The organism is Pseudomonas sp. JV245A, assembly GCF_032424515.1.
Taxonomy (GTDB): domain Bacteria; phylum Pseudomonadota; class Gammaproteobacteria; order Pseudomonadales; family Pseudomonadaceae; genus Aquipseudomonas; species Aquipseudomonas protegens.
Window position 1 is genome coordinate 55,429 of the sequence record NZ_VYKE01000003.1, and the last position, 16,665, is coordinate 72,093.

Genomic DNA, 16,665 nt, shown 5'->3' on the forward strand with positions numbered 1-16,665 from the left:
GGCCTGCCAATGGGCGCGCTGGGTGGAATCGAGCGGCGATCGACGGCAGTGGGTGGGCGACGACCGGGGCAGTCGCCGCCCACCCTTTTTAACCCACATTGCCGGGAAAGGGTGACCCAATTGTGCAGCTGGCGGTTACCCACTTTGCATCAGTTACAGGTACCGGCGTCGAGCCAGACCTTACCGGAACCATCTGGCCCGGTGAACGCCGGGTTGCCCGGCTCATTGCCCTTGACCCACCAGCGAGCGATGTAAAAGCGCCCGTTATGGCTGACTCGGTCCTTCGCCACATAGGTGCCCTGGGCCGACCATGGGCCCTGGCAAGCGGTACTTTCTGCCTTGACCGTCACGCTGTGCTCGCGAGTCACGCTGTGATGGCCGTTACCCAGGCTCAGGGTGATGCGGTAGGTGACGTCTTGTGCTGTTTTGGGGGCGACGAACTTCATCGAGGTCCCGGCCGCCTGGAAGTCCACGCTCGGGTTCACATTCCAGCGGTAATTCAGCGGCAGGCCAGCAGGGTCGCTGGAACCTTTGGCGTCGAGCACCACCGTTGCTCCGGCTTTGGCCTGGCCCGGGCCGTCGATGCTGGCCAGTGGCGGCTTGACCGCCGGCTGTTCGCCTTCGCTGGCGCACGGACCCAGGTCACGCCAGACCTTGCCGGAGCCATCGGGCCCGGTGAAGGCCGGGGTGCCCGGTTCACTGCCCTGGGTCCACCAGCGCGCTTCGTATTGACGGCCTTTCCACTGCACCTGGTCCTTGGCTACATAGGTACCGCGAACCTGCCACTGGGGCTTGCAGCTGCCGCTGCCGGCCTTGCCCTTGATCAGCATTTCGTGGGTCTTGAGGGTGCTCTGCTTGCCGTTGCTCAGGCTCAGGGTGAAACGGTAGCGGGTGTCTTCAGCCAATTCTGGTGCGGTGAAGGCAATACGCGGACCGTCGTAGGTAAAGTCCAGCTTGGGCGAGGCTTCCCAGGCAAAGCTCAGGGCCGCGCCTTGTGGGTCGCTGGAGGCGGACGCATCCAGCACGATCTGTTCACCTGCATTGGCTTCAGTCTTGCCGCGGATCACGGCCACTGGCGGGGTGCCGGCATCCACAGGTTTGAGCGAGGTCACCTTGACCTGGTTGTCGGCGCTGAACTCACCGTCTGCCAGCAAGCTCCAGGGGCCATTGAAGCTGTGACTGGAGTACACCTGGTAGCCCTTGATATTACCCGCCTGGCCCTGGTCCTGGCGTGGCAGGTAGCGCAACTGAGAGAAACTGTTATTGCTGCCCATGTCGATCACGATCTGGTGGGGATAACGGGCGTCGGCGGCCGAACTCCAGTAGGAGTTGGGGTTGTCATCGAGCACGTTCGAGCCCGAGGTGGTGCCGGATGCCACGCTGCTGGTTGAGTGGACACGCCAGCTGTTTCGAGGAAGGGGCTCGCCTTTGGCGCTGGCCAGCATCAGTTCGGCGATGCTGGCGTTGTTCTTGCCGTCCACCGAAGAGGTCGCCACGAGCTTCAGGTAGGTGCCTTGGGCCGTTTCCCGGGTGTGGCCGTAAGCGTTGCCTTGCAGGATCAGGTCTTCAGCCGCCATACCTTCGGTCCTGATAGCCAGGTACCAGCGGCCCGGTTTTGGATCCTTGGCCCCGAGACCGACTATCTGGCTGAGGGCCGAGCGGTAGTCGTAGCTGGTGGTGGTTGGTTGAGCGCCATACTTGAGCGACAACTGGACCTGGCCGCCCTTGTTGGTACTGGTGCCGGGCACCACGGTGAAGGCCAGGCGCTGGGTGCCTGCCGGTACATCCAGTGGGAAGTAGCGGGTCTGGCCTTTGGCCTGGTTGATCCGTTCTTCGAGAATCGTGATCAGGTTTTCACTGTCCAGCGGCACGACTGAGGGGGCGTAGGCGGAAATCTTCGCAGCGTTCTCGCGCCAGCCCCGGGCCATGTTCGCCGTTCGAGCATCGCCCAGGGGCACGCCGAGGTGGTCCTTGAGGTCCGGGTTGGAGAAGTAGCCGACGTGGTTGCCGCAGAGGATGGTGCCGACCCGACCGTTGTTGTGGCCGAAGCGGTAGTTGTCGTTGCCGTCGTTGCAGTGGCTGCCGCCGATGTTGTGCGCCAGTTCGTGGCGGAAGGCGGCCGAGGCGCTGATGGCGTTGACCGAGTAGCGGCCGTTCACGTAGGCCCAGCCGGCGGCGGTGTCCACCCCGGGTGTGCCAACGGTGAATGCGGCGACCAGGTCCGGGCTGTATTTGCGCATGCCATCGGCGAACAGGTTTTTGACATCGGCCAGCACCGGGGTGGTGATCGGGTAGTCGTTGGTTATCACCTGGGTGCCGGCCAGGCGCACACGCACATTCTTGATCTGCGAGTTTTCCACGGCACGGTTGACCGAGGCGACCTGGGCCAGGGCGTAGGCCTCATGGTCACCGATGTAGTTGGCGGCTTTCTGGGTGAAGCCTGCCAGCAGATCGATGACGATCTCGCCCTGGGCGTTGCGGTGGGTCAGGTAGCTGCGCTGACCGCTCTGGGTCTCGATCAGGTTGGGTACGTCGTTGCCTTCGTTGGGCACGGAGTCGATATTGCGCGGGTCGAAGGAGTGCTGGTTGTTGAGGCGAATCAGCGACTGTTCGCCACTGGCGTTGCCGCGAATCATCAGATTACTGTCAGGCATCAGGGCGATGAAGCTGCCGTCGCCACGGGCGGCGACAAACATTTCCTGTGCGGCGCTCTGGGAGCGGTTGTTGCTTTGCAGCGTGCCTACCATGACCTTGAGGCCCTTGAAACTGTTGTTCCGGTCCGGAATGAGGCTGCGCAGGCGCATGCCGATTTCCTGCTGCAGACGTTCGGTTCCCGCGTCGGCGATGTTGCGCTGGGCCGGATTGGCCATCAGCGCCTGGATATTGATGAAGGGGCCGTCGGCCGCGCTTTCGGCGCGTGGCAGGGCCGCATCGGCAGGTTCATCGGCGGCCTGTACCAGGCCCGTCATGGGTAGCAATACGACAGTTCCCAGGCTGGCCACACAAAGGCGGGTGGCACGGGACAGGGTGTTCAATCTGAAGGTCGGCATAACCATTCCTGGATATACACAGCGCGGCGCAAACCTGGCGAACAGGATCGTGAAAGCGTCCGCGCTGATGATGTGGATGAGGAGTTGTGCCGGCGGCGGGCATCATAGGCAGCGGCGCTGGTGCCGTATATTCGAAGCCTGGCTTTTAGTACCTGTCCTAGGGAACTTGCCCGTACGAAGGGCAAGAGCACTGTTGTGCCAGGGGCGTTTGCCGTGTGTCGGGTGCTGCCGGCGGAGGGTGCAGAAGGGCCGGCGAGTTGGCCAGAACGGCCGGGGAGACAGCGTGGTTGCAATAAAAAACGCCGGGCAATGCCCGGCGCGGTGGCTTCAGCCTGAACGGGTCACTCGAACCCGCTCAGCAGGACGAGGGCGAATAACGCTGCCGCCAGGGCCAGGGAAAACAGCAGGCTGATTCCCGCCACTCGCCATAGCGAGAAGAAGCGCCCGTTACCGGCCTTGTGCTCTATCACCTGGGGGCCGAACAGTTGGCGTGCGTAGGCGTTCATCCCGTAGATCGGCGGCAGGATGAACACCACCGCAGGGATACTTTCCGGAAGAAAAAAGCCTGCCACGCTCATGGCAATGAAAAGGCCGATGCCCATGGCCCAGACTTTGTTCACTTCGCTCTCGCGGCCCATGGCCTTGAGGTTCTGGCTGATGAAATAGGCGCCGGCCACGGAGGTGCCGATGAAGGTGCTCAGGCCAATGGCCGCCACGCTGTAGAGGCACAGGCTCTGATCGGTTGGCTTGCTGGCCAGTAGTTCGGCGGCAGGGGCCTGGAAGGGGTTTTGGTTGTCCATGCGCGGTGAGGCTCCTTGGGAAGGGCAAAGGGGCGGTTGAGTGCCAGCTCGGGTGTTGCGCTGCCCTTGTGCGCGACCCGTGGCAAACAGTGGGGCGAGCATACACTCACCGGGGCGGGCTTGGCAGGCCTGGGGCGGCCCGGGAGCGAGCCCCTGAATTAGGGTAAACTGCCGCCCATTGCGTCCCTGTGCTGACTTTTTCCTACGGTACCCCCATGACATTCGCCACTCTTGGCCTGATCGAACCCCTGCTGCGCGCCCTCGAAACCCTCGGCTACCAGACCCCGACCCCGGTGCAGGCGCAAGCCATTCCGGCAGTGCTGGGCGGGCGTGACCTGATGGCCGCGGCCCAGACCGGCACCGGCAAGACCGCCGGTTTCGCTCTGCCGCTGTTGCAGTTGCTGACCCTGGAAGGGCCGAAAGTCGATAGCAACTCGGTACGCGCGCTGATCCTGGTGCCGACCCGGGAACTGGCCGAGCAGGTCCACGAAAGCGTGCGCCAGTACGCCGAACACCTGCCGCTGCGCACCTATGCGGTGTACGGCGGGGTCAGCATCAACCCTCAAATGATGAAGCTGCGCAAAGGCGTGGACCTGCTGGTGGCGACTCCGGGGCGTCTGCTGGACCTGTTCCGTCAGAATGCGGTGAAGTTCAGCCAGTTGCAGACCCTGGTGCTGGATGAGGCCGACCGCATGCTCGACCTGGGGTTCTCCGAAGAGCTCAAGAGCATCTACGCGGCCCTGCCGAAGAAACGCCAGACCCTGTTGTTCTCCGCCACCTTCTCCGACGCCATCCGCCAGCTGGCCGGGCAGATGCTCAACGATCCGCTGAGCATCGAGGTCAGCCCGCGCAACGTGGCCGCCAATACGGTCAAGCAATGGGTGGTGCCGGTGGACAAGAAGCGCAAGCCGGAGCTGTTCAGCCACCTGCTGCGCAAGAACCGCTGGAAGCAGGTGCTGGTGTTCGCCAAGACCCGTAACGGTGTGGATGCGCTGGTGGAGAAACTCCAGGGCCAGGGCGTGAACGCCGACGGTATCCATGGCGACAAGCCACAGGCCACGCGTCAGCGCGCCCTGGACCGGTTCAAGGCCAGTGAGATCCAGATCCTGGTGGCCACCGATGTGGCGGCCCGCGGTCTGGACATCGAAGACCTGCCCCTGGTGGTCAACTTCGACCTGCCGATCGTGGCCGAGGACTACATCCACCGCATCGGGCGTACCGGCCGTGCCGGTTCCACCGGCGAGGCGATTTCCCTGGTGTGCGCCGACGAGGTGAACCTGCTCTCGGCGATCGAGATGCTCACCCGCCAGACCCTCAAGCGCCATGAGGAACAGGATTTCGAACCCGAGCACCGGGTGCCGGAAACCGACGCCAGCGGCCAGGTGGTGAAAAAGCCGAAGAAGCCCAAGAAGCCGAAAACCTCCGGCGGTGGCGGCAAGCGCAACCTGGGCAAGTGGGTGGACAGCGGCGAAGTGGCCGAAGCTCCGGTGGTGAAACCGGTGCGCAAGGTGCCGGCTTTCAACACCGGGCCGCGCAAGCGCAAACCTTGATCTGACATCGCGCCGGGCCCTTCGCCGGCAAGCCGGCTCCTACCCTTGCGTAGGTGCCGACTTGCCGGCGAAGCTGTTTATGGCTGGCGCCGCAACCACTTCAGCATACCCAGCCCCGCCTGGCGCCCGCTGGCAAAGCAGGCGGTCAGCAGGTAGCCGCCGGTCGGCGCTTCCCAGTCGAGCATTTCCCCTGCGCAAAACACTCCAGGCAACTGCCGAAGCATCAGGTCGTCGTCCAGGGCTTCAAACATTACGCCGCCAGCGCTGCTGATGGCTTCGTCCAGTGGGCGAGGCTTGATCAGCGTCAGGGGCAGGGCCTTGATGGCTGCCGCCAGGAGCGCCGGGTCATTGAAGGCCGGGGCGGGTGTCAGTTCTCGCAGCAACGCCGCCTTCACCCCCTCGATCCCCAACTGGCTCTGCAAGTGCTTGGCCATGGACCGCGAGCCGCGTGGCTTGGAAAGGGCGGCCTGGACCTTGTCCAGGGGCTTGTTCGGTAGCAGGTCGATATGGATCGTCGCCTGCCCGTGCCGGTTGATGGATTCGCGAATCGACGCCGACAAGGCATAGATCAGGCTGCCCTCGATGCCGCTGGCGGTGATCACGCATTCACCCAGCCGTGGTGCGTCGTCATCAAGGCCGATGGCCACGTTCTTCAGCGGCGCGCCGGCGAATTTGCTGCGCAGCAGTTCGCTCCAGGCGTTGACCTCAAAACCGCAGTTGCTCGGTTGCAAGGGCGCAAGCTGCACACCGCGCTGTTCCAGCAGGGGCAGCCAAGCCCCGTCGGAACCCAGTCGTGCCCAACTGCCGCCGCCCAATGCCAGCAGGACCCCATCCGACCGTACCGCACTTTCACCCTCGGCATGCCGGATGCGCAGGCTGCCGTCGGCCTTCCAGCCCAGCCAGCGGTGCCGAGTGTGGATAACGACTCCGGCATCGCGCAGGCGCTTGAGCCAGGCGCGCAGCAGCGGCGCAGCCTTCATGTCGGTAGGAAACACCCGGCCGGAGCTGCCGACAAACGTCTGGATACCCAGCTCATGAATCCATTGGCAGAGTGCCTCGGCGCCGAACTCGCGCAGCAGCGGGGCGATTTGCGGCGCACGCTCGGCGTAGCGCGAGAGGAAGGCCGGATAGGCTTCGGAGTGGGTGATGTTCATGCCACCGACCCCGGCCAGGAGGAATTTTCGGCCCACCGATGGCATGCCGTCGTACAGGTCGACCTGAACCCCGGCCTGGCTCAGTACCTCGGCGGCCATCAGGCCGGCGGGGCCGCCGCCGATAATCGCGACGTGGGAAGGAGGGGAGGAGGGCATCAATAAGCCTAGAAAATGGGGGGAGGGATATTGTAAGCAATGCTAGGGAGCAGTCACCTATCTTGAGGTGCCGTCACCGCAGTTCTGCTGATGGCCGACGGGCCGTGCAGATCATTCAGGCTGGCTGCGTCGCAGCAGCTTCCTCTGGATAAGTTGCCGGCCATTGGCATGGAGTGCATGCCGTCGGATTCATCATCAGATATTCAACAGGTTCAACAGTCGCTGATTGACCTCTTGCGCATCGAACTTTTCCTGGGCCATGCGATAGCTTTCCTGGCCCATTTTTTCCAGGCGTTCGGGGTGCTCGATGATGAAGAGCATCTTTTCTGCGAGCTTTTGCGCCGACCAACGTGGCACTAGAAAGCCATTTACGCCATCGACCACCGTTTCACGGCAGCCTGGCCCATCTGTCGTGATTACGGCTCTCCCCACGGCCATCGCTTCTTGCGTACTTCGAGGAACACCTTCTCGATAGTAGGACGGCAAGACGAACACGTCGGATTCGATAATCCAGTCCACGACATTGGAGACATGTCCAGGGTGTACCACCAGCCCATCTTCGACCAGTTGTTTGAGCGTCGCCGCCGATAGGCCGCCGGGGTTTTCTTCGTCCAGCCCGCCCAGCATCACGAACCGAGTCTGCGGGTAGCGCTCCTTTACCAGTCGAGCCGCTGCCACATATTCGTTCACGCCTTTTTCCGCAAGCAACCTGCCGATAAACAGAAAGGAAATGGGTGCTTTAGCGACGGTGGGAGAGTAGGGGTAGTCTTGAAGATTCAGGCCTATGGCGCCCAGCACATCAACTCTTTTTACAGTGATGCGGTACTTGTCTATCAGGTCGACCGGATCATCCGGGTTGAGGAAAATAATCCTCTCGAGAAAGGGAAAAGACAGGCGATAAAGAAGTGCCTGGACTTGCCTTAGTACCCTCAGTTTGTAGCCGGTTCCAGAGGGTGTGTCGGTAAAGACATACCCTAGCCCCTCAAGCATGCCGACCCGGCGTTTGACGCCAGCCAGCACTGCGGCAAAGGTCCCGAATATCACCGGCTTGGAAAAATAGGAGAACACCAGTTCCGGTTTTATCTGCTTGAGGATCTTTGCCAGTTTGAGGGTGTTGGCAATATCGGAAAACGGGTTCAAGCCAGTGCGGCTGAAGCTGTAGTCGACAGTAAGGGCTCCAAGTTTCTGGACCTTTTCCCGGCTCTTTTCGTCGTAATCCAATGCCAATGCATAGACTTCATGGCCGGCAGCAACCAGGGCCTTGATCAGATCTGCACGAAATCCGTAAACGCACGCAGCAGTCGTTCCGACCAGCGCAATCTTCATTTGAAACTACCTGTATCCATCTGGATTGTTCGACTGCCAGCGCCACGTATCTTCCATCATCTCTTTCAAACCGAGTTCTGCCTTCCAGCCCAGATCGTGAAGTGCCTTGGACGGATCTGACCAGCATTGCGCAATGTCGCCCTGCCGACGGGGGGAGAGGGTGTAGGGAATGCTGCAGCCAGAGGCCGCTTCGAATGCCCGGATCATCTCCAGTACTGAGTAACCCACACCCGTCCCCAGGTTCCAGGCGTTTATGCCGGAGTGTTGGGAAATGTAGTCCACGGCGGCTAGATGCCCTTTGGCAAGATCAACGACATGGATGTAATCCCGAACACCGGTGCCATCGTGCGTCGGATAGTCGTTGCCATAGATGGAGAGCCTTTCGAGTTTTCCCACGGCGACACGGCTGATGTAGGGCAACAGGTTCTCCGGCGGGCCATTTGGGTCCTCGCCTAGCAGGCCACTATGATGCGCGCCCACCGGATTGAAGTAACGCAGCAGCGCAACTGACCAGCGTGGATCGGCGGTCGCCATGTCCTGCAAGACTTTTTCCACCATTAACTTGGAACAGCCATAGGGGTTGGTGGGTGTTCCCAGTGGGCAGCTCTCGACAATCGGTATCTGCACCGGATCGCCGTACACGGTGGCGGAAGAACTGAACACCAGGCGGTATACACCTGCGGCTGCCATGGCCTGGCACAGGGTGATGCTGCCACTGAGGTTGTTCTGATAGTAGGACAACGGCTGTTTTACACTTTCTCCGACGGCTTTCAGGCCAGCAAAGTGCAACACCACGTCAATCTCATGTTCGGCAAAAATGCGGTCAAGGGTGGCCCGATCGCAAACATCGCCCTGGATAAATACCGGTGTACCTCCGGTTATTTGCTGCACGCGCTGTAGCGATGACATGGAGCTGTTGCACAAGTTGTCCAGGACCACGGCTTGGTGGCCGGCCTGGAGCAACTCCAGCAAGGTGTGTGAACCAATATAACCTGCGCCGCCAGTTATTAAGAACCGCATAGTTTTGATCCTACTTCAAGTGAATGCTGACAGTGCGATCGCAGTATTATCTGGACCTGATGATTGACTTTGAAAAATGATACAGCACCGCCAATAGGTTTTTAATGCTTTTATTCAAGACGAATTCCCGCGCAGCCAACCCTGTCGCTTCGGCATATCCCAGCAGTTTTCTTTGTGAGGCACCGCTGTGTATTCTGTAATCAAGTAGCACTTCATCCATGTTTGCCCACTTGACGCCAAACCGCTTGAGTCTTAGCCACAGGTCATAGTCTTCAGAGTTGAAGCCAGCGTTATATCCGCCGGCTTTGATAATCAACTCTTTTCGATAAATGATGGTGTTATGCGCAAAGCAGTTTTTATACCGGAGCATCTTGTCTATTCGGGCGCCCTTGGGGTAAATCCTGGTCCCCAGTACGGCACCTTTGGGATCAATGAGCCTTAGGTCGCAGCCTACGAAGTCCAGATTGTTGGCTTGCATGTAGGCAAACTGTTTTTCCAGGCGATCGGGCCAGCAGACATCATCCGCATCCATTCTCGCAACATAGTCGAACTTGGCTGCGTCGAGCCCGATGTTCAGCGCGCAGGCCAATTGTGGGATCCTGCTCTTGATCACTCGCAAGCGCGGTTCACTGCTGTAGAGCTCGCTGAGGCGGGATTCAACCTCATCACTAGAGGGGCCATTGGCGACGATGATCAGCTCGAAATCGGAAAATGTCTGAGAGAGAACACTGTCGACGGCCAAAGGAACAAACTCGTCGAATCTGCTGACGCCCATAACAACACTGATCATTGGTCCACCGCCGTGTTACGTCGACGATCCATCCGGCTTTTTACCCGATAGACGAAAGATGTACCAAAAACCATGAAGGACACGGTTTTCAGCCATGCCGCATCTATCGGAAAGTAAAAGAAATATTTCAGTTTTCCCCTGCCAAAGAAGGCATCCCTCAAGGCAATGGACTTCCTGAAGTAGGCATTTGGCCAGAACCCCTTGATGTAAGGTTTTATGGCCGAGAAAAAGTCATAATGCCGCGCGTAGTCTCTGGCGACCGAGTCCTGCGTGGGAACAACCGTCCCGCAGTCATTTCCCGCATGTAGCCTGTAGTACAGAACCGGTTCAGTGACCACGGCGACCCTGTTGTCTTTAAGCAGGAAGAAGGAGATCCACCAATCTTCAAACTTGATATGTTCAGGCAGTGGGAAGATGCTCTTGGCGTCTGTTTTCCACAGCATGGCACAGCCTCCGGATAGGCTGCTTCCTAATAGGTTTTTCAAGTAGTTGGGCTGGGCAGGTAATGCTGTTCCGATAACGGCCTTAGCGTCGTTGTCATAGCGGAACAGGCCGCCGTAAACCGACTTTTCGGTCGCCAGGGCTTCATCCAAGAGCCTTCTGGTCCTTCCTGGAACTAAAAAGTCGTCTGCGCCGAGCAGGCAGATGAAATCGCCTTCAGCCATTTCAAAGGCACTGTTGAAGGCCGCATTCTTGCCCTTGTTTTGCGAGAATGCATGTATCTTGATCTTTGGGTTTTCAGCAAATCGCGAGTGCACCACAGACAGTGAGGAATCGGTCGAACCGTCATCGACGAGGCAGACTTCAACGTCCAGATCTTCGCTGGCTTCCTTCAAGACTGACTCAATTGCTTCGACTATATACTCCTCCTTGTTGTACAAGGGGATTAAATATGAAACCAGATGCATGTGAGCCCTCAATCTAACGGTGTACTTCGAAGTGAATCGATTTTGATTTTAAGAGTTGCTTTGGCAAGGCAGTGGCGTTTGTTTATAACTAACGACAGCCTTGTATAACTCTCGTTCTGCTTCACTGTCGAACTGTGAGTTATGCCACAGCAGGGTGAAGCATCCACCTACCGCAAGACAGGTCTCTTTCAGGTCTTGAAACTTTTTCAACGCCGCTTCGCCTACGCCCAAGCCCATATAGTGTGGCGCCGTGACGGTTGACTCCATGGCAATCAATGGGCGTATACGCAAATTCAACTGTTTGCCTTCGACTGGATCATAAGCCGGGTACTCGTGGCAGGTTCCGCAACGAAAACCGACGTAGTCAGCGTAACCCAGGGTGCTGTCGTAAGTTAGACCCGCTGCGTCCCAGGCGCGCATTGTAGTGGGATGCTCCCATCGCAGATAGTGCATTCGGCCACCCCAGACGGTTTGCCGGATATTCTCTTCCTCACATGTTCTTCTCAGGCGCTGAGCCTCGGCTTGAATCTGTTGCGGATTCTGAAAAGAGTTATAGCTGGGGTGTAGGCCTATCTCGTGGCCGCGCCTGTGGATATCGTGCATCAAGGCTCGAATAGCTGGATGCTCGGGTTCATAGTCGGCGTCTTTAGCGCGATCAGTTCTGCCGCAGATGAAGTAGAAAGCACTGACCAGTCCATAGCGCTCCGACACATCCATGATCCAGTTGAAAGTGTTTGCAGGGTCGGCGGGATGCAGTGACGTCTGGCTATTGAAGCGTATCCAGGGTGCCAGAAACACCCCTTTGAAGTTTCGGCGTTTCAGTGCGTCCGCCACCATCCCTCGAGCAATGCCTACTGGCGAGCGAAATCCATACTGACTAGGCATATCGACGTCATGGGAGACTTTCATGCCGGACTGCTGCTGCTTGAGCTGTAAATTGGGCCAGGCTTTTTGTATGACTTGCCCAAGAATGCCCAGCCACTCATCTACCACGGGGCGCTCAAGATAACCGTGCTTGAAGGCGTGGGAAGAAGTTGCCGCAAAACGCTGGTGGGTATCCAAGTTCGTGCGATTGGTTTCCTCCAGGCGTGAGAGCATCCAGTAAGTCAGCCCGAGGATGTCATAGTTGATGCGGTAGCCGTTTTGTATGGGCTCGATCAATGGCGACGATAGAGTACTGGCCCCTGGCGCGGGTAACGGGCGGTCCAGGAGTGAGGCCCACCCATCTCCAGTTGCATCCCATGTTGTGAAAGGCAAATCTGAATTGGCTTTATTGAAGCTGATAGGGTCAATCGACAGTAGTATCTGTACGGGGCTTTCCTGATAGCTCAGCCAGAGTGTGTCGGACTCAGTAGAACTGATAGAAAAGGTATGGCCAAAACGTTCAGCCAGAACCTGTTGGAGCCAGCTGAAAATGGATTGGTTCGGCCATGCACTTTGCATCGTTACTTCCCTACTTTCAGTTCTTTGAGGAATTGTACTGTTCTAATCATTCTGGAGGGTGTTTTTGTCACCGCGAAATAGGGCGTCTGTATTGCACCGAAGGCTCTGAAAAAGCGTTCAACCGGTTCTATCATCGAACCCTCAAAGTCGAAGCGCTTAGTCACGGTCGAGGCGAACTTGATCGCTTCCCACATGCACAGGCTGGTGGCTCCGCTGTTGCGTAGTTCAGGATCGCCGCCGCCCATCAGGTAGTAGGCGCTGTTTTCGTCCCAAATCAAATAGACAGCAGCATGCCGTTGCCCCTGCGGGTCTTCTGCGATGAATATCTTGCGTGAGCTGTGTGCAACACATGCTTTGTCGAGGTTTTCGACAAAACTCTCGGAATAGGGAAGCGGCATCCCCTGACGAGTGAAGACCAGGCGATTGAGGGCCAGAAAGTCCTTGATGCCGAGGTCGTCGCGAACTCGTACATTGAAGCGGTCGCTGGCTTTGCGTATGTCGGTTCGAATGTTGGCTTGGACCTCTTGCCACAGCGCTTCCTCATTCGTCAGTTCAGGCAGGACGTAGGTGTAGCGTGTGGTCTGTTTGAACCCTCGCCAGAAGAAGGGCAGCCAGTTCTGTTGTTGGTAATGCCAGTTCTGGCTGTACTGATCGAACTTGGGAAGCTGATCGATCAAAGCTTCCATCAGGTCCTTTTGCTGCCCCAGAGCCTTCGCATATTTCGCATTACTCTCCCGCAGCCATGGGCCGAGGAACTGAGTCAGAGAAGGTTGGGTCAGCAACGTGGACCAGCGCTGCCTTTTAGTCAGGTAAGGCAAGGCAGCCATGAGCTTGCCGCCTTTTTCAACGACAGCTACATCCCAGTTTTCTGCGCCCGCCGTAGCATCGAGCCACCAGGCCTGACTGAATATAGGGATTGTTTTTTCTGCTATGCAAGCATCCCTGTAGAGTTTCTTTTTTTGCTGCATACAGAAAGCCATCAGTTTGAATTTAGTTGTGGAAAGTACATTTGATTTGCTTTTTAAAGTACTTGCCTCGATACGGTATATTTCAATGCTTTTTGACGTGGAGTGAAGAGCGAATTTGCTCAGTTAAAAGTTTTGCGCTCTACTATCAGCTCTTGGGAGTTTACGTATGATTGCGTGATAACGGTACTCATAGTACTTTGAACTGATGAAGTTTATTTCAAGGTTCAGCTTCTTGCATGTCTCGAACCAGAAGTAAGGGGTGTAGGCGAATCCCATACCTTGGTCTTTCCACTTGATCCACTGTTGCCGGCCTAACCTGAAGCTGGCCAGTTTCGCGCAGGATATCAGGTCTCTGGCAATCGACTTGGTTCGAGCTGTCAGCCCATTCAGCGCAGATTCTGGTTGTGTCGAGTAGTAGGATCCCATGCCCAGTGTCATGTAGCGGATCGGATCCACGCAGTCGAACAAGTAGAAAGCATGAGCCTGTTCATTGCGTGCAAAGAGTCCGATGACCCTAGCCATTTCTGTTGGGTTCAAGTACTGGTTCAAGGCTTCGGTCGTGGTCCAGGTTGGGAAGCTGGACTGGGGAAGGATCTCGAAGATGTCAGCCACATCCAGATCGATATCGATGTCCTTGAGGCGCTGCTTGGCAGATTCGATCATGGAGGGGGAGTAATCAATTCCCTTGGAAATTCTTGCCAAGGGTATGAGTTGCTCCAGCAACTCTCCTGCGCCGCAGCCCAGGTCGATGATTTCGCCTGTGGAACCGAACTCCTCCATGACCTGCGCACATTCAAGTGCCTTCTTCCTGAAGTATTCGGTGCTGGAGAAGCGATGTCCGCTATTGGTTTTGTCTTGCCAATAGTCTTTGGGGTTGTTCATAGTAGTTAGCCACTAAAAATTGAGCATGCAGATTCAGTTTGAGGTCAGCTCGAGAATCATTTTTTTTGCAGAAGGCTTGTCCTGGGCTTTAAGGAATCGATTACCGTTGTTCAAATGGTTTGCAATTGCTACAGCCCATGCTTGTCCTTCTTCTCTGCGTTGTGCAATCCCCAGGTTTTGCCACTCCATGTAGTAACTACAGTTGTGATCAAGCAGTGTAGGGACGCCTTCAAGTGCGGCTTCGATAGTAACTGAAGAGTTGAGGGTGACATGTAGATCAGCCAGCTTCAAAACGTAATCGATAGGTAGGTTGGAGCATAAATCCAAGTCGCTGCACTTGTTTTTGAATCGAGCTGAATAGATATCCTGTTTGTCCATCATTGCCGGGTGTAGCCGAAACAACCAGAATACGGATTCGCATTCAGGGCTCTGCATCGCGTCGAGCAGGGCTTGAAGGAAATCCTCGCACTCTATGGGCTGCAAGGTGATCAGAGTGACTCGTTCACAGCCGGAGTTCTTGATGCGAGATGTCAACGTTTTATATTCGGAGAACTCAACATCCACCTCGCTCAAGTACTGGCTGAAGATTCGCCCTCCCAATATCCCTGTGTGAGCCTGGCCTCCCCATGAGTTCACATTGACTACATCCTCAGCCGTCCAGTTCCAGAATAATCGAGGCAGCATGTCCCAACCACCCTCAGGAACCCGGCCCCAATTTCCATATGCAAAATGCCCGGGACCTTGCACGCCGTGCTGCAGATCAATGGTCTTTATGCCAAGTGCATTGGCCGCCGCCATCAAGGAAAAGCCGAGAATGTTGTAGTAAGTGACGACCAGTACAATATTCGGCTGTGTGGATTTCAGGACTTTTGAAAAACGCTCTTTATGCAAATCTAGCTGTGTAAGGGCTTTCTGGATCGCAGGAAAGTTGATTGAGCGGGCGGTGAAGCCTTGCAACTCAATCTCGCTCTTCAGGTTCTCAATCAGCGCAATATCACTCTCTTCCAGTTTTGTGGATTTGCTTCGGGATCCACCTAGAAGAGAAATTAACGTCAGATATTTTTGTATATAGGCTGTCTTTTCCGACCTCGGAGTGCGGTACTCAGCGCCAGGGACAAACTCTTCGGCGTAGAAGCTGATTTGGTTGTTCGCCGCCTCACACCAATGCCTCAAAGGGGAAAAGAATGCGTCGAAGTACTTGCCCTTAATTTTCAAGCTGCGGCAGGTCGAGTGCGTCAGATAGTAGACATCAGATGGTCCAATTCGACCCAGGTTGCTCTTCGGGTCAATGAAACTCTCAAAAAACGAACTAAGCGCGTATAGGTATTTTCTAAACCGATCTTTGATTCCGGCTTTTTCCTGGGCGGGCGGAACCAGTGGATCATTCTCAAAACCGAGCATCATCCGCAGCAAGGGCCAGTATTGCGTGCCCTTATAGCGCAGTGACGAAACATCATATTTTTTTTCAAGCGTGCACAATACGTCAAGAAAATTTCTTTCACTGACAGCAAGTGCAAGATTGCTTTCTAACTCCCCCACCCGGCGTTACTCCGCAATTACTTCGAAACTGACAGCTGTATTGGCGGTTATGTCTCTAGTCACTCGCTTTCCAATGACCAGGTCATAGCACTTGGGTGGAAGTCCATAGCTCGGGCGTACGCTGCGTATCGCGTCCGGGGTAATCAATTCTCCGGCTTTCAAGTCTTGTACAAAGTACAAGGAGCGGCGGAATTTTGCGTTGCCTTGTTCACTCGACTTGCGTGCGTAGTCGACCTTGCCCATGGCCGACCATGCCGTCTTGCTGTTACGGCAGAGCTCGGCCAGTTCGGCAGGTTCCAGCGAAAAACTGTCATCAGGGCCGCCACCACTTCGATTGAGAGTGAAGTGTTTCTCGATGATCGAAGCGCCCAGGGCAACACTGGTAATGGCTGTGGTGTTGTCCAGTGTATGGTCGGAAAGGCCGGTGACCAATCCAAATCGCTGAATCATTTCAGGAATGGTACGCAAGTTGTAATCACTGGCCGGCGCAGGGTAGCCACTTACACAGTGAAGAATTGCCAGTTCCTTGCAGCCGGCGGATTTTGCGGTATCTATGGCCTCCTGGATTTCCTCGGCGTCAGCCATGCCGGTGGAAATGATCATGGGCTTGCCGGTGCTTGCGACATATTTGATCAGGGGCAGATCCACGGCTTCGAAAGAGGCGATCTTGTAGGCCGGGGCATTGAGATCTTCCAACATGTCTACAGCGGTGTTATCAAATGGCGAGCTGAAAATGGTAATGCCCAGTTTTTCAGCATGCTTGAACAGCGGCGAATGCCAGGCCCATGGCATATGGGCTTCTTGATAAAGCTGATAGAGGGTTTTGCCATCCCAGAGACCTCCCCGTATCTGAAACTCCTCGGAGTCGCAGTTCAAGGTGATGGTGTCGGCGGTATAGGTCTGCAACTTGATGGCGTCAGCGCCTGCTTTCTTGGCCTCTTCAATGATTTTCAGCGCAGTTTCCAGCTTCCCGTTATGGTTCGCGGAAAGCTCGGCGATGATGTATGGAGGCGCGTCCTGAGCAATGCGGCGACCGGCAATGTTGATACTGTAATTGTTTGACATAACGTCGGTGTCTC

13 protein-coding genes are annotated in these 16,665 nt (G+C 56.7%); 1 reads left to right on the forward strand and 12 read right to left on the reverse strand.

Going from position 1 to position 16,665, the window contains the following annotated elements; all coding sequences use genetic code 11:
• Positions 1-149: 149 nt before the first annotated feature.
• The gene (locus tag F6S12_RS01820; RefSeq protein ID WP_161466710.1) at positions 150-3,050 is read right to left on the reverse strand and encodes a discoidin domain-containing protein; all 2,901 of its coding nucleotides are present in this window, start codon (positions 3,048-3,050) and stop codon (positions 150-152) included.
• A 341-nt stretch (positions 3,051-3,391) separates the two neighbouring features.
• Positions 3,392-3,850, reverse strand: coding sequence for a hypothetical protein (locus F6S12_RS01825; RefSeq protein WP_019093830.1), 459 nt, complete (start codon positions 3,848-3,850; stop codon positions 3,392-3,394).
• A 215-nt stretch (positions 3,851-4,065) separates the two neighbouring features.
• Between F6S12_RS01825 and F6S12_RS01830 the strand changes: the two genes are divergently transcribed.
• Positions 4,066-5,400, forward strand: a complete 1,335-nt coding sequence (locus F6S12_RS01830) for a DEAD/DEAH box helicase (protein WP_161466711.1) — start codon at positions 4,066-4,068, stop codon at positions 5,398-5,400.
• Positions 5,401-5,477: 77 nt separating this feature from the next.
• Here F6S12_RS01830 and F6S12_RS01835 read toward each other — a convergent pair whose 3' ends face one another.
• The 10 genes from F6S12_RS01835 to pseI form a co-directional block, all read right to left on the reverse strand.
• The gene (locus tag F6S12_RS01835; RefSeq protein ID WP_315868680.1) at positions 5,478-6,710 is read right to left on the reverse strand and encodes a TIGR03862 family flavoprotein; all 1,233 of its coding nucleotides are present in this window, start codon (positions 6,708-6,710) and stop codon (positions 5,478-5,480) included.
• Between the two features lie 195 nt (positions 6,711-6,905).
• Positions 6,906-8,036: a glycosyltransferase family 4 protein gene (locus tag F6S12_RS01840; protein ID WP_078471677.1), complete on the reverse strand. Its 1,131-nt coding sequence runs from the start codon at positions 8,034-8,036 to the stop codon at positions 6,906-6,908.
• A gap of 6 nt (positions 8,037-8,042) precedes the next feature.
• Positions 8,043-9,056: a UDP-glucose 4-epimerase GalE gene (gene galE / locus F6S12_RS01845; protein ID WP_125062956.1), complete on the reverse strand. Its 1,014-nt coding sequence runs from the start codon at positions 9,054-9,056 to the stop codon at positions 8,043-8,045.
• A gap of 46 nt (positions 9,057-9,102) precedes the next feature.
• A complete protein-coding gene (locus tag F6S12_RS01850) occupies positions 9,103-9,846 on the reverse strand; it encodes a glycosyltransferase (RefSeq protein WP_125062955.1) in 744 nt (247 codons plus the stop codon).
• On the reverse strand, positions 9,843-10,754 hold the full coding sequence (locus tag F6S12_RS01855; RefSeq protein ID WP_078471680.1) for a glycosyltransferase family 2 protein: 912 nt from the start codon (positions 10,752-10,754) through the stop codon (positions 9,843-9,845). The genes F6S12_RS01850 and F6S12_RS01855 overlap by 4 nt, the downstream gene beginning before the upstream one ends.
• Positions 10,755-10,802: 48 nt before the next feature.
• A complete protein-coding gene (locus tag F6S12_RS01860) occupies positions 10,803-12,197 on the reverse strand; it encodes a polysaccharide deacetylase family protein (RefSeq protein WP_125062954.1) in 1,395 nt (464 codons plus the stop codon).
• 2 nt (positions 12,198-12,199) lie between these two features.
• The gene (locus F6S12_RS01865) at positions 12,200-13,165 is read right to left on the reverse strand and encodes a GNAT family N-acetyltransferase (protein ID WP_078471682.1); all 966 of its coding nucleotides are present in this window, start codon (positions 13,163-13,165) and stop codon (positions 12,200-12,202) included.
• Between the two features lie 123 nt (positions 13,166-13,288).
• Positions 13,289-14,047 (reverse strand): class I SAM-dependent methyltransferase, encoded by a 759-nt coding sequence (locus F6S12_RS01870; protein ID WP_161466713.1) that lies wholly within the window; start codon positions 14,045-14,047, stop codon positions 13,289-13,291.
• A 33-nt stretch (positions 14,048-14,080) separates the two neighbouring features.
• Entirely contained in the window at positions 14,081-15,586 is a 1,506-nt protein-coding gene (locus tag F6S12_RS01875) for a hypothetical protein (protein ID WP_161466714.1), read from the reverse strand.
• A gap of 6 nt (positions 15,587-15,592) precedes the next feature.
• Complete coding sequence (pseI, locus tag F6S12_RS01880) at positions 15,593-16,651, reverse strand: pseudaminic acid synthase (RefSeq protein ID WP_125062951.1); 1,059 nt, start codon at positions 16,649-16,651, stop codon at positions 15,593-15,595.
• Between the last annotated feature and the right edge of the window lie 14 nt (positions 16,652-16,665).